The organism is Pseudomaricurvus alkylphenolicus (assembly GCF_011683955.1).
Classification (GTDB): domain Bacteria; phylum Pseudomonadota; class Gammaproteobacteria; order Pseudomonadales; family Cellvibrionaceae; genus Pseudomaricurvus; species Pseudomaricurvus alkylphenolicus.
The window spans coordinates 221,237-243,878 of sequence record NZ_JAAQPI010000006.1; the positions used below are offsets into that span (position 1 = coordinate 221,237).

A 22,642-nucleotide genomic window follows, 5' to 3' on the forward strand; every position below is an offset into this window, starting at 1 on the left:
AACACAATCCTTCACTAGCGATCTAACGCTTCCCCGTGGGCCTGCGGCCTTTTCCGGATCGCAGCCGTTTCATGTGTCGCTCCCGATCTGCGGTTTTTTGGCGCGATGAGGGTGACGGCCGGGGCGCCTGGACACCGGCGGTTTGACAGAGTTCCGCAATTTCACTGTCGTTCAACTCAATCCACTGCCCAACCCTGACATGGGATGGGATAAAGATGTTGCCGTAGCGAACCCGCTTAAGGCGACTGACTTTAACACCCTGTGATTCCCACAGACGTCGCACCTCTCGGTTACGCCCCTCCATCACCACACAGTAGAACCACCGATTGCGGCCCTCACCGGCGCCGTCAACGATATCGGTAAACCGGGCCATACCGTCATCCAGCAGGACACCTTCGCGCAGACGATCCTTCATGTCATCATCCACTTCACCCTGAATCCGCACCAGATACTCCCGGTCGATCATGGATGACGGGTGCATCAGCTTGTTGGCCAATTCACCTTCGTTGGTAAACAGCAGCAGACCACTGGTATTGAAATCGAGACGACCAACCGAAATCCAGCGCTCGCCGGTAAGCGCCGGCAAGCGGTCATAAACAGTGCGACGCCCCTCCGGATCAGAACGGGAACAGATTTCACCTTCAGGCTTGTTGTACAGCAGCACCCGCACAGGATTTTGCTGAGGTGCCACCAACTTTAATCGACGTCCATCCACACTGACCTTGTCTTGGAGCGAAACACGGTCACCCAGCTGGGCAACCTTGCCATTCACTTGCACTCGACCGGCGGCAATGGCCCTTTCCATTTCGCGTCGTGAACCGACACCGGCTCGCGCCAATACTTTTTGCAGCTTTTCGTCCGGCAAATTTTGTTCTTTATGCATAAATCTCTTAAAACCTAGTGTTCATCGAACACCGAGGCCACACTGGACGCGGGAAACAGGCTTCCTTTGTCATCTTTTTTCAAACCGCTTTCCTGGTTTGGCTCATCTTCTTCAGACCCTGGCTCGTCGCGCTCTTTAGGCTCAAGCTCAGTTTCATTGCTCTCTTCAATTTCAGGCAGCGCGGAATCCTCCTCGGCCTGCTCATCGGGTACCAGGGCAAACACTGGTGCACTGTCAGCTGAGGGCTCTTCATTGGCTGAGGGCTCTTCATTGGCTGAGGGCTCTTCATTGGCTGAGAGCTCTTCATTGGCTGAGGGCTCTACACCGGCTGAGGGCTCTTCTTCCGTGGCCTGCCCTGAGGTTTCTTGCGATACCTGCTGTAATTCCTGAGGTAATTCAGTGTCGAACAGCGGACCGATTTGCGCCTCACTCTGATCAGAATCAGGGACGTTTGCCGCCTCGTCATCGTTCAGATCAAGCTCGGGGTTCAGGTTGTCCAGATCCTGCAGCTCACCAAGGCTGGGCAGCTCTTCCAGGCTCTTAAGATTAAAATAGTCCAGAAACTGACGGGTGGTCGCGTAGAGAGAAGGCCTTCCGGGAACATCCCGATGGCCCACCACCTTAATCCACTCGCGCTCAGAGAGTGTTTTAATAATGTGGGAACTCACCGCCACACCACGAATCTCTTCAATATCGCCCCGCGTAATTGGCTGGCGATAGGCAATCAGCGCCAGGGTTTCGAGCAGTGCCCGAGAGTACTTCTGTGGCTTTTCTTCCCACATTAGGTTAACCCAGGGGGCCGTCTCCTTGCGCACCTGAAAGCGCCAGCCCGATGCCAACTCTCGCAACTCAAACCCACGCCCCTCACAGCTATCGGCGATGTTGTTCAATGCCTCCAGTACCGCCTCTTTTGAAGGCGGCTCATCTTCATTGACGAAAAGGCTTAACAGCCGGTCGGTGTTGAGCGGTTGCCCCGCAGCCATTAACGCGCCTTCAAGAATTTGCTGCAGTTGTTGCGTTTCTATCCCCATGGATCACTCTACCTGGAATGCGATACTCGCTATCATTATGATTGTTGCCCAACGATCTTTTATTGAGCTCTGGCCTTAACGTGAATGGCTCCAAAGCTCTCCGTTTGCACAATTTCCACCAGCTGTTCCTTTACCAGCTCCATCACCGCCAGAAACGTCACCACAACCCCGAGACGCCCCTCTTCTACAGAAAACAGACTCACAAATGGTTTAAAGTGATTGCCGCCCAGTCGGTCAAGCACCTGGGTCATACGCTCACGGGTGGAGAGCTTTTCTTTCTCGACATGATGGCTTTCAAACATGTCCGCGCGCCGCAAAACCTCTGACAACGCCAGCAGTAATTCCTTCATATCCACCTCGGGTTCAGGTCGCGTCAGATTGCGATCCGGTGCCTGGGCATTGGCCTGGTGGATTTCCCGCCCCATACGCGGCAATTCATCGATATCCTCGGCAGCCTGTTTGAAGCGCTCGTACTCCTGCAGTCGGCGAATCAACTGTGCCCGCGGATCGTCCTCTTCCTCATCCTCTTCCTGACTTCGAGGCAGCAACATACGTGATTTGATTTCCGCCAACATGGCCGCCATCACCAGGTACTCTGCCGCTAACTCGAAGTGCATGGCCTCCATCATCTCTACGTACTTGACGTATTGATGGGTAATGTCAGCCACGTCGATGTCCAAAATGTCAATATTCTGGCGACGAATAAGATACAACAGCAGATCCAATGGCCCTTCAAACGCCTCCAGAATCACTTCCAGCGCATCGGGCGGAATGTAGAGGTCCTTGGGCAGCTGGGTAAACGCCTCACCCTGCACAATGGCAAAGGGCATTTCCGCCTGCTCAGGGGCGGACTTATCCAGGTTGTCCTGCTCCGCAACAGTTTTGGTATTTGACTCAGCCTCAGGCGCGGTCACCTCCGCGGGTTTTTCATCGGCAGATTCAGGCAGGGGCTTATCCGGTGCTTCCCCAGACGTTATCTCTGCCACGTCTTCGGCCAAATCCACATCACTGCTCACAGAATCACCCTAATGTTTATTGTGCTTGTAGGAATCGTCATTGCTCCCCGGAGCCGGCCGCTCCCCAGCTTACTTGGCGAGCGACAGAAAGCCGGCCATTATAGCGACTTCTCCAGTCCAGGGCACGCGGCTTCTCAAGCTGGAGATTGTGGCTCCTGAAGAAGCCCCGCCAACGCAATTCAGCTGGACTGTCAGGCAATAAAGTCCTGAGCGTCACCGCAACCCTGACGAATCAACTGAGGCTCCTCGCCACTCAGATCAATAACCGTGGTCGCCTCCATACCGCAGAAACCACCGTCGATAACCAACTCCAACTGGTGCTCCAGAGTCTGGCGAATATCATAGGGGTCCGTCAACGGGTACTCCTCGCCCGGCAACAGCAGCGAACTGGTCATCAGCGGCTCGCCCAGCTCCTCCAGTAGTGCAAGCGCAATGGCATTGTCCGGTACCCGCATGCCGATGGTCTTGCGCTTGGGATGCATCAATCGCTTGGGCACCTCCGATGTCGCCTCCAGAATAAATGTAAAGGGCCCTGGCGTGTGACTGCGCAGCGCCCGAAATGTCTGATTATCCACTCTGGCATAGGTCGCCAACTCGGACAGATCCCGACACATCAGTGTAAAGTTGTGGTGTTTGTCCAGCTGCCTGACCGCGCGGATGCGATCGAGGGCCATTTTATCGCCAATATGGCAACCCAGTGCGTAAGCGGAATCGGTGGGGTAGGCCACCAGTCCGCCACTGCGGATAATCTCCACGGCCTGCCGGATCAGACGGACTTGAGGGTTTTCGGGATGAATTTGAAAAAACTGAGCCACAGAACTCCCCTTTCCTGGCTATTCAAAGAACGTCGCCCAGGGGTTCCAGTGTTGGGCAGTAGTACCAAACTGCGCGGGAGTCATATAGGTACACTTAATTCCCGGATGCTGGTAGACGACGGTTGGCTAACTCGCGACCATACCGGATCGTGACCAGAGTTGCCAGACTGGTTGGCAGTTATCAGGCAACGGGCTGTAGCCTCCCAACTCCTGCCAGGGTTGATCAGGCACATGAAAATCGCTGCCACAGGAGGCGTAAAGTTCAAAGCGATTGGCGATCAGCGCCATGTCTCTGGTGGTATTGGGAGACTGCTGACCACTGACCACTTCCATGGCCTCGCCACCCGCCTCCACAAACTCCTGCAACAAACGCCCGAGCTTTGTGCGCGTCATTTTATACTTGTCGGGGTGCGCCAGTACCGCGATACCGCCGGCAGCGCGAATCCAATCCACGGCCTCTCCCACCGAGGGCCAAAGCTGCTTGACGTCTCCCGGCTTGCCCGCACCCAGATAGCGCTTGAAAGCGGCATTGATGCTTTTGCAATGGCCCTCGGCCACCAGAAATTTGGCAAAGTGGGGACGGCCGAGAACAGCCCCTTCCCCGGCTACCTGTCTCGCTCCGTCCAGGGCTCCGGCAATACCGGCTTTTTCCAGCTTCGCGGCAATGGTCTCGGCGCGACGCTCCCGGGCCTGGTGTTGGCTGGTTACGGCTTCCTGCATCACCCGGCTGTCGGGATCCACCTGCAGGCCCACTACATGGATGCCTATGCCATTCCACAGGCAGGAGAACTCAATGCCGGCAATCAATTCGATCCCCTGCACCAGGGCTTCCTGGCGTGCCTCGGCCAATCCGCCCAGGGTATCGTGGTCTGTTAACGCCAACGCGGTCACACCTTGCGTTTTAGCTCTCGACACCACCGCCTGAGGACGTAAAATACCATCTGAGTAATTGCTGTGTGCGTGTAAATCGTACAATCCGCTGGTTCCTGGTGGTTGATTCTGGGTGATGATGTATAGTGCCCGTGGCAACGGTCAGACCATCGCTTTTGACGCCGCAGCCAAGGCCCTATTATCTCTGAGCTTTATAATGACGCAAGCCACAAATTCTCCGGACACTCCTGCCAAAAAAGAAAGCCTGCTTTTCAATCTGCTCCTCAATATCATTATCCCGACGCTGATTCTGACCAAACTCAGCGGGGAGGAGCATCTGGGCACGCAATGGGCCATTGTGGTCGCTCTGGCCTTCCCGGTTGCCTACGGCCTCAATGACTTTCGGTCTTCCGGCAAGGTCAATCTGTTTTCAGCCCTGGGGGTGATCAGCATATTTCTCACCGGCGGTATCAGCCTGCTGCAGCTGGACCCCAAGTATATTGCGATTAAGGAGGCCGCCATTCCCGGACTGTTTGGCCTCGCCACTCTGATTTCAGTGAAGACACCCTACCCGCTGGTGAAGACCTTTCTCTACAACGACAAGGTGCTGCAGGTGGATAAAGTGGCTGCTGCTCTGCAAAAAGAAGGCAATGAAAACGCCTTCAGCGCCGCCCTCACCAACGCCTCTTACCTGGTGGCCATGTCGTTTTTCCTCTCCTCAGTGCTCAACTATGGACTGGCCAAGTATCTGCTGGTCAGCGCTCCAGGAACGGAAGCCTTTAACGCGGAGCTGGGCAAAATGACCGCGCTCAGCTTCCCCGTGATAGCCGTACCGGCAACCATGGTAATGATGGCTGCCCTGTTTTATCTGTTTAAACGCATCAAGACCCTGACTCATCTGGACCTAGAGGACATTCTGGTGCACCAGTAAGGGCAGACCAAGCCCTGTTTGCCATCCGGCATTTCATCCAAACCAAGAAGAACGCTATGTTTTACGCCATTATCAGTGAAGATATCCCCAATAGCCTGCCCCTGCGTGCCAAGTCCCGAGCCGCCCACCTGGCCAGGCTGAATGACCTCAAGACCCAGGGAAGACTGCTGATCGCCGGTCCTCACCCCGCGATCGACAGCGAGGAACCCGGCGAAGCAGGCTTTACCGGCAGCCTGGTGGTAGCGGAATTTGATTCCCTGGAAGATGCCCAGGCCTGGGCGGACGCCGATCCCTATATCGACGCAGGCGTCTACGCCAAGGTAATCGTCAAGCCGTACAAAAAAGTACTGCCCTGAGAGTCAAACCATGAACAAATCCATAGCCTCACGCCTCATGGCCGTGGCACTGTCCGCGGGCGCCCTGTTCACAAGCCTGCCCGCCACCAGTGCGGACGAGTACCGCTGGATAGGCGATACCCTCTATGTTCCCATGCGCAGCGGCAAGGGCAACCAGTTCAGAATCATCAACAAAGGGCTCAAGACTGGCACCCGCTTGACGTTGGTTAGTGCCGACAGCGGAGACGGCTGGACCGAGGTCAGAACCAACGGTGGCGTCACTGGGTTTATTCCCAGCCACTACCTTATGGATCAGCCCACGGCGGCGCAGAGACTCAAGAGCGCTGAAACCAAGCTGCAAACCCTGCAACAGGAACATCGGGAACTGCAACAGCGCCTGGGTGAAAGTCAGCAGGACAACCAGACCAACCAAAGCGAACTGCAGCGAACTCAGCAGAACGCACAGCAATTGCAGCAGGAGCTGACCGAAGTCCGGCAGATTTCCGCCGCTGCGATTGATCTGCACCAACAGCATCAGCAGCTTATGCAGGATCACCAACTGCTGCAGACCGAGATGGATGTGCTGAAAGCTGAAAATCTGCGCCTGCAGAGTGACACTCGCAACACCTTCTTCCTGTATGGAGCAGGGGCTGTTCTGCTGGGAGTTCTGATTGCGGTGATCGCTCCCAACCTCAAGCCCAAGAAACGATATTCCGAGTGGGCCAACTGACGGAGAACAGATTTGACCATCTTCCGACTGATAAGCACCGGGCTGCTTTGCTTGCTGTTGGCAGCATCGGCCTGGGCTGCCAAGGACAACACCAGCAACCCTGTGGTGGAGCTGAAAACGGATCTGGGACCCATTACCCTGGAGCTGTTTGCCGATAAAGCCCCGGCCACGGTGGCTAATTTTCTGCAGTATTGCAGGGATGGCTTTTACAACGGCACTATATTTCATCGGGTGATCCCCGGATTTGTGGTCCAAGGCGGGGGGTTGACCTTCGATTTTGTCAAAAAGGAAACCCGGGATCCGGTGATCAATGAGTCCAGCAACGGTCTGCGCAACCGGCGCGGAACGGTTTCCATGGCAAGACTGCCGGACCCTGACAGTGCCACCTCCCAGTTTTTTATCAATCTCGGCAACAACACTCATCTAGACGCCGCCAAGGATAAACCCGGTTACACCGTCTTCGGCCGCGTGACCAGCGGCATGAACGTGGTTACCGATATTACCCGAGAACCCCAGGGCAAAATGCGGGAACAGGCACCTGACCTTCCAGTGCGCATACTCAAGGTCAAAATCCTGTCACCCGCCTCCTGAGAGAACACAACTATGAGCCAAGCAACCGCACTTAGCGTCAACCTGAACAAAATCGCCCTCCTGCGCAATTCCAGAGAAGGCAGCTACCCCAGTGTTGTGGCCCATGCCCAGGTCTGCCTGGACGCTGGAGCCGACGGCATTACCGTGCACCCCAGACCCGATCAGCGCCATATCCGCCCCTCCGATGTCATGGATCTGACCAGCCTTGTTGCCCCTCTGGATGGCATCGAATTCAACGTGGAAGGCAACCCGTTTGCCGGCCCCCAGGGCAGCTATCCCGGCTTTATGGAGCTGGTGGCACAGAGCCAGCCCGACCAATGCACCCTGGTTCCAGACAGCGACGACCAGTTGACGTCAGATCATGGTTTTAACCTGAAGCAGTCCGGCGCGCGCCTGGAACCCATTATCCAGCGCTTGAAGGACCAGGGCTGTCGCATCAGCCTGTTTATGGATCCCGACCCCGAGCAGATTCGCCTGGCCAAGAACGTCGGTGCCGACCGTATTGAACTCTATACCGGCCCCTATGCAGAAGCTTTCGGCCAACAGAGCGACAATCTCGACAACCTCTTTCAAACCTATGTGGAGGCCGCGGAAACAGCCGCAGAACAGGGCCTCGGGCTCAATGCAGGCCACGACCTGAACCTGGAAAACCTGCCCCGCTTCCGGCAGGTGAAAGACTTGCTGGAGGTTTCTATTGGCCACGCCTTGACCGTAGACTCCATCGCCATGGGCATGGCGGAAGCGGTAAAGCGGTATAGGGCAATTTGCCAGGCCTGAGCCAGCCATTCCTTGTGATGGGCAGTTTTGAACTAAACTTAGGTGAAAGCCGATTTGGACACTGCCCTCACAAGAGCTGGAAACAGGAGCTGGAAATGCATTCGATTCTGGTCAAAGACTACATGCAGCACAATGCACACGCGATTCCCATCGACACCAATATCAAGGATGCGGTTGAGAGTCTGCTCAACGATGGTGTCATCGGCGCTCCGGTGATCGATGGCAACGATCACCTGGTCGGATACGTATCGGAGCAGGATTGCATCAAAGAGATGCTCAATGACGCCTTCTTCTGTGAAGAACCCGCTTCCGTCAGAACAGTAATGAAGACCGAAGTGGTATCAGTGACGCCCGATACCTCTATCGTTGAAATCGCACAAAGCATGCTGGATCGGCGGCCAAAAAACTATCCCGTGGTGGACTCCGGGAAATTGGTGGGGATCATCAATCGCTCTCATATCCTCAGAGCATTACTGGAAAACGAGCAGGATTGTTACATTCGCCACTGATTCACCCCCCCCAGCCCCATTGCAACCTAAGGACGCCCTGCCTACTCCATGCAAACACTCAATATTCTCGGCTGCGGCAAGCTGGGCCGGACCCTTGCACACCTGTGGCACCGGAGCCGGCAATTTGATATCCGACAGATACTGAATCGACACTCGGAAAGTGCCCACAAGGCCTGTGAGTTTATTGGTTCCGGGCGGGCAGTCGGGCAATGGCAGCAATTACAACCTGCCGACGTGTGGCTGATTGGAGCCAATGATGGCAGCATATCCGAGCTGGCCCGGCAGCTGGCTGAAACCGGGCTGGTCAGACAGGACGATGTGGTTTTCCATTGCAGTGGTGCCCTGGGCAGTAATGTTTTGTCGCCACTGAGCCAAGGTACTGCCCTGCTCGCCAGCATCCATCCTGTGCACAGCTTTGCCTGCGCCAACAATTCCCTTACGCACTTTGCCGGCAGCTATTGTGCTTGCGAAGGAAATACTGAGGCGCTGGCCAGACTGCGTCCGGCATTCGACGCCATCGGCGCACGCACGCTGGATATCGACAGCCATAACAAACCCCTATACCACGCAGCGTCAGTGATGGCCTGCAACTACCTGGTGGCGTTGATGGACGCGAGCCTGGAGTGTTTTGAAAGCGCCGGAATAGAAGCCGACCAAGCCAGTAAGTTGCTCCTGCCCCTGGTCAGTCAGACGCTCACCAATTGCCTTTCCAGCTCCCCCCGGGAAGCGCTCACCGGTCCCATTGCACGAGGCGACCATGCTACTGTTGCCAGGCAACTGGAGGCACTGCAACGACACAACACCCACCTGGCAGAGCTCTATCAGACCCTGGGAAGACGCACATTGACTCTGGCCAGGCCGAAGCTGGATGACGAACGTCATACTGCTCTGAAACAATTGCTGGATCCGCTATAATCGCGCTCCTCCATCACCTGACACCGTCCCGGAACATTGAGCTTGAACAAAGGCAAAACAGAACCCGACTCTCCCCTCCGCGATAGCGACGACTATCAACGCAAGAAGGCGTTTTTTGATCAGCTGCTGACCGTTTATGGCCGCAAACCCGTACTGGAAGCACTTCAGGACTCCAGCACCCGCGTTTTCCGCCTGCATCTTGCCGATTCCAATCGCCCGGCATCGATCCTCGATGACATCAGGCAACTGGCAGAAACCAAAGGTGCCGAGGTGGTGTTTCACGACCGCCAGTCGCTTTCGCGTATCTCACGCAACAGCAAACAGGATCAGGGGGTCGCGGTGGATCTGGTTTGCTCGGGCTATCAGGACCATGGGGCATTTTTGGATCAGATTGAGCAGAACGAAGCGCCGTTTATGGATGTTATCGCGCTGGACCGCATCACCAATCCGCAGAATCTGGGCATGATCATTCGCTCCGTGTGCGCAGGCGGTGCGCGCGCCCTGTTGCTTCCCGAAAAAGGCTGCGCTCGCCTCGACGCTCTGGTCATAAAAGCCAGTGCCGGCACCCTGTTCCGCGCGCCGATTTTACGCTGTAAAAGCCTGCCCCAGGCTCTGCAAGCCTTTCGACAGCAGGGTTTTGATATTTATGGTCTGTCTTCCCACGCCGACGCGACATTGAGCGAAGTCGGCACAATGGGAAAGAACGTCTTTGTGCTCGGCAACGAAACCGAGGGCGTTAGCCGTGAAGTCAGCAATCTGTGTAATCGCCTGGTTTCTATCCCCATGAACAACGGGGTGGAATCACTCAATGTGGCGGTGACTGCCAGCCTCCTGTCTTATCGCAGTATGCTGGGGCAGTCGTAACGGTCAGCGTTGCTGGTGGCGGCACTGGCTATTGGACTGTCTATTGGACCGTCTATTGGACTACAGGAGCAATTTTCCATAGCGGACGCACACCGAGATAAACAACAAACAATAGCAGCGTCGCCAGGCCTCCATACTGAAACAGCTGCAGGGCTCCGAACAAATCCACCGCATATCCGCAGACCAGGGCCCCCAGGGGCGCGGCCCCAAACAGCGCCAACTGATACAGCGACAGAGCCCGCCCCCGGTAGGCGTCGTCAGTTTGCTGTTGCAACAGACTCTTGCCCATACTGGCAGACACTCCTGCTACCACACCCCAGGCAAACACCAACATAAACAAACCCTGCTGCGTCGGTTTGGCGGAGATGGCAAGCATGATTAATCCGGCGTAGAGCAGGCAGAACAGCACCGAGCGGCCGGGTTGCTCCACGCCCCCGCGGCGCAGCAGTCCCAGCGTCGCCGCCACGTTGCCACACACAAACACCAGTTGCAGCGCCGAGAAGTACGCGGCTCCCTGGCCGTAAACATCCCGGGCCAATAGAGGCAGTGCCACCACAAACACCCCCAAGTGAACGAAACCGTTAAAACCCACTAATAGTGTCAGGTGCCGAAGAACATGGTGACGCCAGACAAATGCCAACCCCTGCAGGATTGTCACCTGCTTGGAGGCGTCACTGGTTTTGGGTGCAGGCAGAGGACCATTGGTCATCAACAGCGCCGCAGTGCCCAACAGCGCCAGGCATTGAATCGCGAGCAGCCAATGCACCCCCAGCCATTGCATCTGTCCGGCCAAAGCCACTCCCAATGCCTGAGCGACATAGACACAGAGACTGATCTGCACAACCGGCCGCTGCAGACCCTGCTCTTGCCCCAACACCCCCGGCAGGGCTCGATCTCGTAAAGGCTGGATAAAGGCATTGCTGCTGCCCAGAGCCAGACCGTAGACCATCAGCAACCCCAGACTCAACAAGCCACTGAGATTGACGCTGATCATCAGCCCATGACTCAATGCCAGCAACAGGTAAAACCAGGGCAGAACCCGCAGTGCACCGGGTCGATCCGCGTAAGCTCCACCTAGCAACATCAACAACATGGCTGGCAATAACGCCGCGGATTGAACCCAACCCAGTTGCTGGGGTGTCGCCTGCAGCTGGCCGGCCGCCATCCAGGGCAGAAGCACTATCTGTATGCCCATGGCCAACGCGGCCAAGGCTACCGCCAACAGGTAGCGAAGGTATCGAGGGTTCAAATGAGGTTCCGGGCTGTGTATCGGGCCCGCTATTCTAGCGAAGTTTGAGGCGAGAGATGACAGTTAGTGACAACAAAAAGGCCGCCGGGCAATTTATCCGACGGCCTTATCGAGAGTAAGCCTAGAGAACAACTTAGAACTTGTATCCGGATTCCTCATGGGAGACGAGATCCAGACCCGCGGTCTCGTCCTCAGCGCTGACGCGAATACCTTTGGTCAGAACACCGGTCACCTTCAACAGCACCCAGGTCACGATGGCGGTATACACAAATGTTGCCACAACACCCACCAATTGAACGGTGAATTGTGAGCCGATAGAGTAACCGCTGCCTGGCTCCGCGCCGAAGCCGCTGAACAGGCCAAGATCCGGAGAAGCGAATACCGCAACCAGCAGGCTGCCCAGAATGCCACCGATACCGTGAACCGGGAACACGTCCAGAGAATCGTCGATCTTCCAGGTACGCTTGACCATCTGGGTCATATAGAAACAGATCACACCAGCGCTGATACCTATTACCAGTGCACCGGCAGGCCCTACAAAACCGGAGGCCGGTGTAATCGTACCCAAGCCAGCCACCATACCGGTGACAATACCCAGCACACTGGGCTTGCCGAATTTAATCCACTCCATGGTGACCCAGGCCAGCGAACCCGCTGCAGCGGAGATATGCGTGACTGTCATGGCCATGGCGGCATCACCGTTGGCCGCCAGGGCACTGCCCGCGTTAAAACCAAACCAGCCAACCCAAAGCATGCCGGCACCGGTCACTGTCATGGTCATATTGTGTGGAGGCATGGCAGTTGTGGGGAAACCGTTGCGGTTACCCAGAACGATAGCGGCAACCAGAGCCGCCACACCGGCGGTGATATGAACAACGATACCACCGGCAAAATCCATCACACCCATTTCGGCGAGCCAGCCTCCGCCCCATACCCAGTGGCAGACCGGGAAGTAAACAGCCAACAGCCAGAAGGCACTGAACACCAGTACCGAGGAAAACTTCATCCGCTCGGCAAACGCACCCACGATCAGAGCCGGGGTGATAATCGCGAAGGTCATTTGGAACATAAAGAACAGGGATTCAGGGATATCTCCGGAGAGTGATTCACGCCCCATTCCCGACATGAACAGGCGACTGAAGTCCCCGACCCAGGCATTACCCTCGCCAAAACTGAGGCTGTAACCGGCAATCAACCAGATGATAGAGGCAATACAGGCAATGGAAAAACACTGCATTAAAACCGACAACACGTTCTTGGTGCGTACCAGGCCACCATAGAAAAGAGACAGTCCCGGCAGGGTCATAAACAGTACCAGAGCCGTGGAAGTGAGAATCCAGGCGGTATTTGCGCCGCTTAGTGCTTCCTCAGCGGAAGCCATGGCGGGCAGGCAGGCCAGCGCCAAAAAACCAAAGAGTTTGTTCATTGGAATTCCTATGTCTTCGTTATTGTCGGTGCTTTTGAACCCGGGTGCCGGGCCATCCACTTCCCCATCAGTGGCGCACCAAATTGACAATCAAGGCACCAAGATAAACCCTTATATATCAACAGGTTATAAAAGAGCGCACCGTTATGACGCCTTAATTTGCCCAATATTGTGCACAGACAAATTTCTTTTCTCAAGACATCAACAGGGGTTTATCAGTGGTTTCAAGCAAAAAATTCGGTTTTGCACAAGCATGGCGCAAAAATATATGGCGAGCACCAAAATAGACCACTAGATAGACCGCTAAAAGTAGCGGTCTACGACCCTGACACCCCAAGAAATCTCCGGGTAATTCGGGCTATTGTCGTGAGTCCGGGCGGTTCACTTGCTGGCCTTTCAGACTTTGCTTGAATTGCGCCAGCGCGTGCTGCAATGGCAACACGGACGAAGTATCCGGTGCATACTCCAGGGTTTCGAAGCTTTGGTTGAGACGCAGTATGTCGCTTTGCAAGGTGGGGTTTTTCTCCGCTACCCGACGAGCAAACTGGCCAGGCGTTTCTCCGGGCTGACGCTTCCAGCCGTAACGGGCCAGCTGCCTCTCAAAGCGGGCATACAAGCGATGGGCCTGTGAGCGCTTGGGGGGGCGAGTGCGCCACCAGAGGTGCAACGAGCTGATGCCCAATACGGCAAAGCCGGCGAACAGGACAAAAAGCACCATTTTGAGCGGGCTGACATCGCCCATCAGTTTCTGAAAAAAGCGATTTTGGCTATTGCTGTCAAAGGCTATCACGGTGCGATGCCAACGGTAATTAATCGCATCCCATTGCAACCGCAGGTTGGCGATAATGACATTGGCCCGATAACGACCCAGCGACCAGGTGCCCTCGACATCGCCGGCACGCATTTCCCCAAGGCTTTGCTCAATACGCTGTGGTGCGACCGCCGCCGTTGGATCCACCCGTACCCAGCCCTCACCAGGCAACCAGACTTCTGACCAGGCATGGGCATCATATTGGTGAACGACCAGATAGTTTTCCAGGGCGTTGTATTCCCCCCCCTGATAACCGACCACAACCCTGGCGGGAATTCCGGCGGCACGCATCATCACCACAAAGCTACTGGCAAAATGTTCACAGAAGCCGCGCCGCGTGCGCTCCAGAAAGTCATCCACGGTATCCCTGCCCAGGGCGGGAGGCTCCAGGGTATAGGTAAATTCGCGGTTGTAGAGCGTCAATACCCGTTGAATGTACGCACGATCCGAGCCCTCCTCCGCACGCCAGCGCTGAGCCTTCTCGATCGAACGCGGATTGAAGCCTTCCGGCAGCTGCAACTCCATGCGTCGCCGCCAGTGAGGCAAATCCTCGCTTTCCAATTGGTATTTGAGGTCCGAGGATACTCGGTACTGCAACCGCTGATACAGAGGATCAGAACTTATCAACCGAAAGTCCCGGGCCATGCCAATTTCAAACCCGCCATCGGCGGAGTACCATACGGGCAACCCCAAACTGTACATCCAGGGCTGTTGACTGGGTTCGATAATGACACTGTAAGAAATCCGGTCGCCCTGCGGTTTCATCAGACGGTGCCATGGAGGCAATGGCCGTCGCGGCCAACTGATAACATCGCCATCGCGATATTGCCAGAGATGAGCCTGTTGCCAACGTCGACCATCGAATCGCGAAAACACCAGTCCGCGCCAATACAGCTGTTCCCGGGCAGGCACTGGTCCATCAAATGTCACCCGAAACGCTACTCCGCCTGAGCGCGACAGGCGCGTAAAGTCTCCGGGGGACATACTGTCACTCACCCCCGTGCGGGCACCACTATTGGGCAATGGCATGCTCCACAGGGAACCCAAGCGGGGTACCACCAAGAACAGCAACACCATAAGTGGCAGACTGTGCAGCAATAAACGCCCCGCTAAACGCAGACTGCGCCCAGGCAGGCGATGCCCTTGGGGTTGATGAATAGCCAACAGGGCCGACGTCGCCATCCACAGGCAAAGTATTGCGTAGAGTGACGCCTCCAGTGCCGTAGAAAACAGAAATTGCACGCCGATCAGAAAAAATGTCATCAACAGCAGCAACAGCGCGTCCCGATGGCGGACGACTTCCAGCTGCTTTAACAACACCGCACTGACCAGCATTGCCACCATGGGTTCCAGCCCCAAAAATCGCCCGAAAGACAGAAATAATCCAGCACAGCAAACAGCCACCAAAGCAACTTTTGTCAATTGCCTGGGGCGCTGCCATCGACCTCGAAATTCCTGCAGGCGCCACACCATAACGCAGATCCATACCGCCGGCAGCCACAGCGGCAAATGCCACATCAGTGGCGCCATGGCCAGGGTCTGTGAGCCCAGCAACCAAAGCAGGCTGTTGCGAGGCAGCAGATAACGTTTATCCGTGGACTTCATGCTGCAGGCTCTCCAACGGATTTGGCAAACAGTCCTTTATCCGCTTGTGGTTTTTTATACGGGTCCTGTGTGCCGGCCTGTGCCTGCCATTGATACAGCGCCAAGGCTTTGAGTATCTGTTGCTTGTGTTCGGTGCCTGTACCCGGTGCTATTTCCTGACCGGGCAAACGCAATCCATAGGGTTGCTGGGTAGCGCTGATCTTCAATACCCAATGGCACAGGCGCGATAACCTGGCCTCACGCCCCATCCCCTGCAGGGCGTCCCAATCCAGCCACAGTTTAGGCTCGCGATAACTGGCATATTCCTTACTGTGTAAACCCTGACCGCGGGCATAGTGTTTCCAGGCGATATGTCGAGGGGACATGCCCGGTTGGTATGCTTTGAATCCATGAAAGTCTTCCGCGCCCTGTTCGTCCAGACGATCCCCTTCAGAGTCGCCGCCCTGGCTGAGTGGCATTTCTCCACCTGCCACCGGTTTGGGATACACCAATAACCTCGCGTCCATATCAAGCCAACTCCAACAACGCACCAACCCCAGTGGATAGTGGCTTTCCACCAACAGCCGACCTGGATCGTACCAACCTCGTCGTTGGCCCCCTATAAACAGCTTAACCTTGGTGCTGCGAGTGTCGATCAGATCCACCTCTTGAGGCAATTCCCGATCATAAGCCAGCATGACGGCTTCTTTGCCCTCCCCGCTACGACGCTGCAGTTGCATCTCCAGTTCACCTTCCTCGCCGAGGAAACAGGGGGCCGAACGCAGATATTCAATCTCCAGCCCGGACAGATTAAAAAAAGTGTGATGGATGCAGACAATGAACAAGGAGAGCAGGAAAAACGCGAGCGACAGCACCAGATTGTTTTCGTAGTTGGTGCCGATCAACCACAGCAGTAATGTGACCAACAGATACGCAAAACCCGCCCGCGACGGAAAGATAAACAGACGACGGTTATTGAGTTGCTGTCGGCTGGCAGGTTGCAACCGACGTTGAACCCAGCGCTGAAAACGCTGTTGGAAATATCCGCTCAGACGTTCATAGGCGTTCATGGTTTTTTGAATTCCTCGACGATCGGGCTGTGAGAGAACCGTATCAATTGTTATCATGGCGGCCAGATTTACCAGCTGCAAGGGAAACGCAATGACCGCCACCCTGTCGGAACACTGGCAAAAGATCGCCTTTATCGCCGCACTCTGCGAGCGCCACTACCCCAACTATGTCCTGTACTGTGAAGCACTCGATCAAGAAGCGGACAGCGCGGTCTACCGTAAAGTGCTGGGCAAGATATGGGAATACCTGGCCGGGCAGTTAACCTCCCATAAAAACCTGGAAAAAGCCCTCCTGAAAGTACAGGAAATCACCCCCCACGAGCCCACCGAAGAAGATGGCTACGGAATTTATCCGGCGCTGGATGCCTGCCTGCTGTTGACCAGCGCTCTGCAGATGACGCTCGATGACAGCATTGATGACTCTGAGACCGCCGCCGGATTATCACAATCCACCGTCGCTCAGTTTATCGCCATGCTCAATGACCGCGACAGCTTTGACCCTGCAATGGAGCAACATGAACTCTACGAACAGGAACTGCAGTGCCAGCAATGGTTGCTGGAATCGCTGTCCTGCGCCAGCAGTGCCCCGTCCGCCGTCAAATCCCTGCGACGCGAATTAAGGGAATTTGACTGTAGCAACCTGGGCATTGCATTGCCGGATTAGAGATCCGGAAACGGGTTATCCTCGTCCTGATCCTCTTCGATTTCCTCCAGGCTCAGGTTCAGGCCACCGCCCTCTTTGTCCCCGTCGACATCCTCCGCACTGAGTTTGCCGCCCTGTTCATCGAGCTTGATCCTCAAGCGCAGGTTGTTGGCAGAGTCGGCATTCTTTAGCGCCTCCTCCATGCTGATCCTGCCTTCTTTGTAAAGGTGGAAGAGTGCGGAATCAAAGGTTCTCATACCCAGATTTTCCGACTTTTCCATGATTTCCTTAATGTTCTCGAATTCACCCTTAATGACCAGTTCTTCAATGGTCTTGGTACCGAGCAGGACCTCCACCGCGGCGCATCGTTTGCCATCCACGGTTGGAATCAAGCGCTGGGAGACAAAGGCGCGCAGATTTTGCCCCAGGCCGAGCAGCAATTGTGGCCGCCTCTCCTCCGGGAACAGGTTGACGATACGCTCCAGCGCCTGGTTGGCGTTGTTGGCGTGCAGCGTCGATATTGCCAGGTGCCCTGTTTCCGCAAACGCCAGGGCATGCTCCATGGTCTCTCTATCCCGAATCTCACCGATCAAAATCACGTCCGGGGCCTGACGTAAGGTATTAATCAGCGCGTTGTGGAAGCTGCGGGTGTCCACACCCACTTCGCGCTGATTGACGATACACTTTTTGTGCTTGTGCACATACTCAACCGGGTCTTCAATAGTGATGATATGACCACCGCTGGATGAGTTGCGATGATCAATCAGCGCCGCCAGTGACGTGGATTTACCCGAGCCGGTGCCTCCGACAAACAGAATCAGGCCTCGCTTGGACTCCACTACGTCTTTGAGGATTGGAGGAAGCTTCAAGTCTTCAAACTTGGGGATATCGGTATTAATGTTACGGGCAACAATGGAAACCTCGTTACGCTGTTTGAAAATATTGATTCGGAAACGCCCGGTATTGGCCAGCGAAATCGCGAGATTCATTTCCAGGTCTTTTTCAAACTGCTCCCGCTGTTCAGCATCCATAATGGCATCGGCGATTTCCGCTATCTGACCCGTCTTAAGCGGCTCTTTGCCAAGAGGTTTTAAAGTGCCCTGAAATTTGGCGCAAGGCGGTGCACCGGTACTGAGGTAGAGATCCGAGCCATCATTCTTGGCAAGAATCCGCAGGTAATCTTCGATATTCATGCAATCTCCTTGGGATGTCCCCTACTTACGTCCACTTGCTTAAGTGATAGCACACCAGCGGCACTAATGGTTTATGCCGCCAGTACATCCACGCTATTTAGCACTTTTTCCACGAGAGCATAGCCGCTTTGATCACCATAGTCGGCGGCGTCTCGCAATCTGTGAGCCACCACCGCTGGCATGACCTGTTGCAGATCCTCCGGCAATACATGGTCTCGTCCGTGTACCAGAGCCCAGGTTCGGGCGCAGTGCAGCAGCGCCAGAGCGCCGCGGGGAGAGATTCCATAGGCAAAATCGGATGATGTACGGGTGTATTGCACCAGGCGCTGCAGATAACCCAACAGGCTGTCGCTGGCATGAACCTGCTCAACACTGGCCTGAATCTTGGCCAACTGCTCCAAGGTGATGCGGGGTTTGATTTCTCCCAGGCGACGCGAGGGATCCTGCCCTTTAAACATCGCCAACTCAGCATCGGCGTCGGGATAACCGAGCTCAATCCGCATCAGGAATCGGTCCAGCTGGGATTCGGGGAGAGGAAAGGTACCCGACTGGCTGACCGGGTTTTGAGTGGCGATGACAAAGAACGGCTCGGGTAAATCCCGGGTCTCGCCGTCCACGGTCACCTGGTGCTCCGCCATCGCTTCCAGCAATGCGCTTTGGGTCTTGGGTGTGGTGCGGTTGATTTCATCCGCCAACAGCACCTGGGTGAACACCGGCCCCGGGTGGAAGTTAAAGGCATTACTGGTGCGATCAAATACCGACACACCCAGAATATCGGCCGGCAGCAGGTCGCTGGTAAACTGTACACGGTTGTACTGCAGGCCCATCACATTGGCCAGCGCATGGGCCAGTGTGGTTTTGCCCATGCCCGGTAAATCTTCCAGCAACAAATGGCCGCGGGCGAATAAACAGGTCAGTGCCATTTTGACCTGCTCTTCTTTGCCCAACAACACCTGGCCGATATCCTTTACCAGTGTCTGGATCAGTTTTTCCATAGACTGCTTTTCCGTTAGAGCGCGTCGATACCCCGCTGCAAATCCGTCTTGAGATCATTGACATCCTCCAGCCCCACCGCAACCCGAATCAGATTATCGGTAATGCCGGCCTCGGCCTTCTCCTCGTCCGACAAGCGGCCATGGGTGGTGGTACCCGGATGCACGATCGTGGTCTTGGCATCACCAAGATTGGCGGTTAACGACATCACCCGAGTGGCGTCAATAAAACGCCAGGCGGCGGCCTTATCGCCTTTGACCCTGAATGACAGAACCCCGCCGAAACCTCGCTGTTGCTCCACAGCCAACTGATGACCGGGATGATCGGGCAGGCCGGCGTAGAACACCTTTTCTATCTGAGGCTGCTGATCCAGCCATTGCGCCAGTTCCAGCGCATTGGCGGAGTGCGCGTCCATCCGTAAACGCAGGGTTTCCAGCCCCTTCAGGAATACCCAGGCATTAAACGGGCTCATGGTGGGCCCGGCGGTGCGCAGGAAAATCAGCACATCTTCCATCAAGTCAGCGGGACCAACCACAACACCACCGACACAGCGGCCCTGGCCATCAAGGTATTTGGTGGCCGAGTGCACAACAATATCAGCTCCCAGCTCCAAGGGCTTTTGCAAAGCTGGAGTGCAGAAACAGTTATCCACCACCAACAGACTGTCCGATTGCTTCGCCAGTGCCGACAACGCCTTCAGATCCACCACATCACACAGGGGGTTGGAGGGGGTTTCCAAGAATAACAGGCGAGTGCTGTCGGTGATCGCATCCTGCCACTGCGTCATATCGGTTGGGTCCACAAACGTGGTGTTGACCCCGAATTTTTTCATGTACCGGTTAAACAGAGCTGTGGTGGTACCGAAGACACTGCGCGAACATACCACGTGATCACCCGCCTGCAACAGAGCCATGCAAGTGCTGAGAATCGCCGCCATGCCCGATGAAGTGGCAACGGCCGCCTCGCCACCTTCCAGCGCTGCAATACGCTCCTGGAACATGCGTACGGTGGGGTTGGTGTAACGGGAATACACATTGCCCGCTTCTTCGCCACTGAAACGCGCGGCCGCCGCCGCGGCCGAATCAAACACATAACTGGAGGTGGTAAAGATGGGCTCACCATGCTCCCCCTCCGCAGTGCGCACTTGTCCTGCCCTGACGGCCAGGGTATCCAGCCCGACTTGTTTCAGGAGGTCTTGGTCAAAATCTGTCATTGTGTGTCCTTGCAAATCGTTGGATGCCAGAAACAAAAACGGCAGCCAATAGCGCTGCCGTTGTTTCAATGCCGTCCAGCTTTAACTGGCCTCCGCTGCATCATTGTCGTTATGGAGACCGATGACCGCATTGTCGCCTTGATCTATGGAATTGTCACTCTCGGATTTCACACTGTCATTGCGAGCTGCGTCCAGTTTTTCGAAGTAACCGGCATCGACATCAGCAGTAACATACTCACCGGTAAACACCGAGCAATCAAACTGTTCAATGGATTCGTTACCCTCGCGGGAAGCCTCGATCAGATCCTCGAGATCCTGATAGATGAGCCAATCAGCGCCAATTTCCTCGCAAACCTCTTCATCGGTCCGACCGTGGGCAATCAGCTCTTTGGCCGTGGGCATATCGATCCCGTAGACATTCGGGTACTTCACCGCAGGAGCGGCAGAAGCAAAGTAAACCTTGGCGGCACCGGCATCGCGAGCCATCTGAATAATCTGCTGGCAGGTGGTTCCCCGTACAATGGAGTCATCCACCAACATAACATTCTTGCCTTCAAACTCCAGACGAATGGGGTTCAGCTTCTGACGCACCGATTTCTTGCGCTGCTGCTGCCCCGGCATGATGAAAGTGCGGCCAATATAGCGATTCTTGACCAGTCCCTCGCGGAACTTCACCCCCAGCGAATGGGCCAGCGCCTGGCCCGCCACACGACTACTGTCGGGAATGGGTATCACCACATCAATATCGTGATTGGGACGCTCCTTGAGAATCTTCTCCGCCAGCCGTTCTCCCTGTCGCAGACGGGACTTATAAACGGAAATACCATCCATAATGGAATCCGGGCGGGCAAAATAGACATGTTCAAAGATGCAAGGGGTCAGCTTGGCAACGTCAGAACACTGCTGCGTGTGCAACTCTCCCTCGGCAGTAATAAACACCGCCTCACCAGGGGCCACATCGCGCATCAGTTCATACCCCAATACATCCAGCGCCACACTTTCAGACGCGACCATGTACTCAGTGCCCTTTTTCGTTTCGCGCTTGCCGAACACCAGTGGGCGAATACCGCTGGGATCCCGGAATGCCACCAAACCATAGTCCGCAATCAGAGCGACGCAGGCATACCCCCCCCGAACACGTTTGTGCATACCCGCAATGGCCGTGAACACATCCGCTGGTGCTGGCTGTAACTTATTGATCTTCAACAGTTCCTGGGCGAAGACATTGAGCAGCACCTCCGAGTCCGAGTCGGTATTCACATGGCGAAGGTCGGTTCGATACAGATCATCGCTGACTTCGGCGGTGTTGGTCAGGTTACCGTTGTGGGCCAGGGCAATGCCGTAGGGGGAGTTAACATAGAAGGGCTGGGCAAGCGCGGGGCCGGAACTGCCCGCAGTGGGGTAGCGTACATGGCCAATGCCTGCCTTACCGACCAGCCGCTGCATGTGACGGGTGCGGAACACGTCGCGCACCAGCCCCAGGGCCTTCTGCTGGGCAAATCGCCCCTGATGACAGGTGAGGATGCCCGCAGCGTCCTGCCCGCGATGCTGCAGCATCGTCAGGGCATCATACAACTGCAAATTGACATCACTTTTACCGACAACACCAACAATGCCGCACATATCTGGCTAACCTCACCTCAAACAGGAATATTTTAGAATAACGATAGAATCTTCGCCGACAAATTTGCCGCCAATTGGCGCGCTCCGTCTTCCATGGTCAGAAAGTGGGGTATCACTTTCGAATGTTGCCACCAGGGGTCCTGATCAATGGGGACCAACAGCGGCACCAACAGTAACAGGGCCAGAACCACCACCACTCCGCGGCCCATCCCAAATACCATGCCCAACAGACGGTCGGTGCCGGACAAACCGGTCATACGCACCAACTCGGAAATCAGATAATTCACCATGGCTCCTACAACCAGGGTGGCGACAAAGAGCAGACCAAATGCCGCCAATTGGCGCACGGAGGGCAGATCGATAGTGTCCTGCAGCAATACAGACATGGGTTCTCTGAAGGTCACGGCGACAAAAAACGCGGCGACCCAGCACGCCAGGGACAAGGCCTCTTTGATAAGTCCGCGTCTGAGGCCGATCAGGCTGGAAACCGCCAGAATGCCAATGATTGTCCAGTCTGCCCAGTTCACGATAAGTGTTTCACGATTGCTGTTTCACAATGGTGCACGCATG

General features: G+C 55.6%; 23 protein-coding genes. 9 read left to right on the forward strand and 14 right to left on the reverse strand.

Features of this window, described 5'->3' with window-relative positions:
* Positions 1 to 22: 22 nt before the first annotated feature.
* The 5 genes from rluB to HBA55_RS17020 all read right to left on the reverse strand — a co-directional run bounded on the left by rluB (position 23) and on the right by HBA55_RS17020 (position 4,720).
* Positions 23 to 883, reverse strand: coding sequence for a 23S rRNA pseudouridine(2605) synthase RluB (gene rluB / locus HBA55_RS17000; protein ID WP_166993865.1), 861 nt, complete (start codon positions 881 to 883; stop codon positions 23 to 25).
* Positions 884 to 897: 14 nt separating this feature from the next.
* On the reverse strand, positions 898 to 1,914 hold the full coding sequence (gene scpB, locus HBA55_RS17005) for an SMC-Scp complex subunit ScpB (protein ID WP_166993867.1): 1,017 nt from the start codon (positions 1,912 to 1,914) through the stop codon (positions 898 to 900).
* A 59-nt stretch (positions 1,915 to 1,973) separates the two neighbouring features.
* On the reverse strand, positions 1,974 to 2,930 hold the full coding sequence (locus HBA55_RS17010) for a segregation and condensation protein A (protein WP_338109421.1): 957 nt from the start codon (positions 2,928 to 2,930) through the stop codon (positions 1,974 to 1,976).
* A gap of 191 nt (positions 2,931 to 3,121) precedes the next feature.
* The gene (locus HBA55_RS17015) at positions 3,122 to 3,745 is read right to left on the reverse strand and encodes an L-threonylcarbamoyladenylate synthase (protein WP_166993869.1); all 624 of its coding nucleotides are present in this window, start codon (positions 3,743 to 3,745) and stop codon (positions 3,122 to 3,124) included.
* Positions 3,746 to 3,871: 126 nt separating this feature from the next.
* Complete coding sequence (locus HBA55_RS17020; RefSeq protein ID WP_166993871.1) at positions 3,872 to 4,720, reverse strand: PHP domain-containing protein; 849 nt, start codon at positions 4,718 to 4,720, stop codon at positions 3,872 to 3,874.
* A 112-nt stretch (positions 4,721 to 4,832) separates the two neighbouring features.
* On the opposite strand from HBA55_RS17020, the gene HBA55_RS17025 reads away from it, so the two are divergent.
* The 8 genes from HBA55_RS17025 to HBA55_RS17060 all read left to right on the forward strand — a co-directional run bounded on the left by HBA55_RS17025 (position 4,833) and on the right by HBA55_RS17060 (position 10,267).
* Positions 4,833 to 5,546, forward strand: a complete 714-nt coding sequence (locus HBA55_RS17025; RefSeq protein WP_166993873.1) for a VC0807 family protein — start codon at positions 4,833 to 4,835, stop codon at positions 5,544 to 5,546.
* A 56-nt stretch (positions 5,547 to 5,602) separates the two neighbouring features.
* Positions 5,603 to 5,902: a YciI family protein gene (locus HBA55_RS17030; RefSeq protein WP_166993875.1), complete on the forward strand. Its 300-nt coding sequence runs from the start codon at positions 5,603 to 5,605 to the stop codon at positions 5,900 to 5,902.
* Between the two features lie 10 nt (positions 5,903 to 5,912).
* Positions 5,913 to 6,611, forward strand: coding sequence for a TIGR04211 family SH3 domain-containing protein (locus HBA55_RS17035; protein ID WP_166993877.1), 699 nt, complete (start codon positions 5,913 to 5,915; stop codon positions 6,609 to 6,611).
* Positions 6,612 to 6,623: 12 nt separating this feature from the next.
* Positions 6,624 to 7,202: a peptidylprolyl isomerase gene (locus HBA55_RS17040; protein WP_166993879.1), complete on the forward strand. Its 579-nt coding sequence runs from the start codon at positions 6,624 to 6,626 to the stop codon at positions 7,200 to 7,202.
* A gap of 12 nt (positions 7,203 to 7,214) precedes the next feature.
* Positions 7,215 to 7,979 carry a pyridoxine 5'-phosphate synthase gene (locus HBA55_RS17045; RefSeq protein WP_166993881.1) on the forward strand — a complete coding sequence of 255 codons (765 nt, stop codon included), beginning with the start codon at positions 7,215 to 7,217 and terminating at the stop codon, positions 7,977 to 7,979.
* A 95-nt stretch (positions 7,980 to 8,074) separates the two neighbouring features.
* Positions 8,075 to 8,488: a CBS domain-containing protein gene (locus HBA55_RS17050; protein ID WP_166993883.1), complete on the forward strand. Its 414-nt coding sequence runs from the start codon at positions 8,075 to 8,077 to the stop codon at positions 8,486 to 8,488.
* Positions 8,489 to 8,536: 48 nt separating this feature from the next.
* Positions 8,537 to 9,403, forward strand: coding sequence for a Rossmann-like and DUF2520 domain-containing protein (locus HBA55_RS17055; protein WP_166993885.1), 867 nt, complete (start codon positions 8,537 to 8,539; stop codon positions 9,401 to 9,403).
* A 42-nt stretch (positions 9,404 to 9,445) separates the two neighbouring features.
* A complete protein-coding gene (locus tag HBA55_RS17060; protein WP_166993887.1) occupies positions 9,446 to 10,267 on the forward strand; it encodes a TrmH family RNA methyltransferase in 822 nt (273 codons plus the stop codon).
* Between the two features lie 52 nt (positions 10,268 to 10,319).
* On the opposite strand, the gene HBA55_RS17065 is transcribed toward HBA55_RS17060, so the two are convergent.
* The 4 genes from HBA55_RS17065 to HBA55_RS17080 all read right to left on the reverse strand — a co-directional run bounded on the left by HBA55_RS17065 (position 10,320) and on the right by HBA55_RS17080 (position 16,407).
* A complete protein-coding gene (locus HBA55_RS17065; RefSeq protein WP_166993889.1) occupies positions 10,320 to 11,516 on the reverse strand; it encodes an MFS transporter in 1,197 nt (398 codons plus the stop codon).
* 133 nt (positions 11,517 to 11,649) lie between these two features.
* Entirely contained in the window at positions 11,650 to 12,942 is a 1,293-nt protein-coding gene (locus HBA55_RS17070; RefSeq protein ID WP_166993891.1) for an ammonium transporter, read from the reverse strand.
* A gap of 358 nt (positions 12,943 to 13,300) precedes the next feature.
* Entirely contained in the window at positions 13,301 to 15,358 is a 2,058-nt protein-coding gene (locus tag HBA55_RS17075) for a transglutaminase TgpA family protein (protein ID WP_166993893.1), read from the reverse strand.
* Complete coding sequence (locus tag HBA55_RS17080) at positions 15,355 to 16,407, reverse strand: DUF58 domain-containing protein (RefSeq protein WP_166993895.1); 1,053 nt, start codon at positions 16,405 to 16,407, stop codon at positions 15,355 to 15,357. Before HBA55_RS17080 ends, HBA55_RS17075 begins: the two co-directional genes overlap by 4 nt.
* Before the next feature lie 91 nt (positions 16,408 to 16,498).
* On the opposite strand from HBA55_RS17080, the gene HBA55_RS17085 reads away from it, so the two are divergent.
* Positions 16,499 to 17,071, forward strand: a complete 573-nt coding sequence (locus tag HBA55_RS17085; RefSeq protein ID WP_166993896.1) for a DUF416 family protein — start codon at positions 16,499 to 16,501, stop codon at positions 17,069 to 17,071.
* Here the strand turns inward: HBA55_RS17085 and HBA55_RS17090 are convergent.
* The 5 genes from HBA55_RS17090 to HBA55_RS17110 form a co-directional block, all read right to left on the reverse strand.
* Positions 17,068 to 18,243 carry a PilT/PilU family type 4a pilus ATPase gene (locus tag HBA55_RS17090; protein WP_166993898.1) on the reverse strand — a complete coding sequence of 392 codons (1,176 nt, stop codon included), beginning with the start codon at positions 18,241 to 18,243 and terminating at the stop codon, positions 17,068 to 17,070. The genes HBA55_RS17085 and HBA55_RS17090 overlap by 4 nt on opposite strands.
* Before the next feature lie 71 nt (positions 18,244 to 18,314).
* Positions 18,315 to 19,238: an AAA family ATPase gene (locus HBA55_RS17095; protein WP_166993900.1), complete on the reverse strand. Its 924-nt coding sequence runs from the start codon at positions 19,236 to 19,238 to the stop codon at positions 18,315 to 18,317.
* Positions 19,239 to 19,252: 14 nt separating this feature from the next.
* Positions 19,253 to 20,449, reverse strand: coding sequence for an O-succinylhomoserine sulfhydrylase (locus HBA55_RS17100; protein WP_166993902.1), 1,197 nt, complete (start codon positions 20,447 to 20,449; stop codon positions 19,253 to 19,255).
* Between the two features lie 81 nt (positions 20,450 to 20,530).
* Complete coding sequence (gene purF / locus HBA55_RS17105) at positions 20,531 to 22,072, reverse strand: amidophosphoribosyltransferase (RefSeq protein ID WP_166993904.1); 1,542 nt, start codon at positions 22,070 to 22,072, stop codon at positions 20,531 to 20,533.
* A 32-nt stretch (positions 22,073 to 22,104) separates the two neighbouring features.
* On the reverse strand, positions 22,105 to 22,599 hold the full coding sequence (locus HBA55_RS17110) for a CvpA family protein (protein ID WP_166993906.1): 495 nt from the start codon (positions 22,597 to 22,599) through the stop codon (positions 22,105 to 22,107).
* Positions 22,600 to 22,642 lie beyond the last annotated feature (43 nt).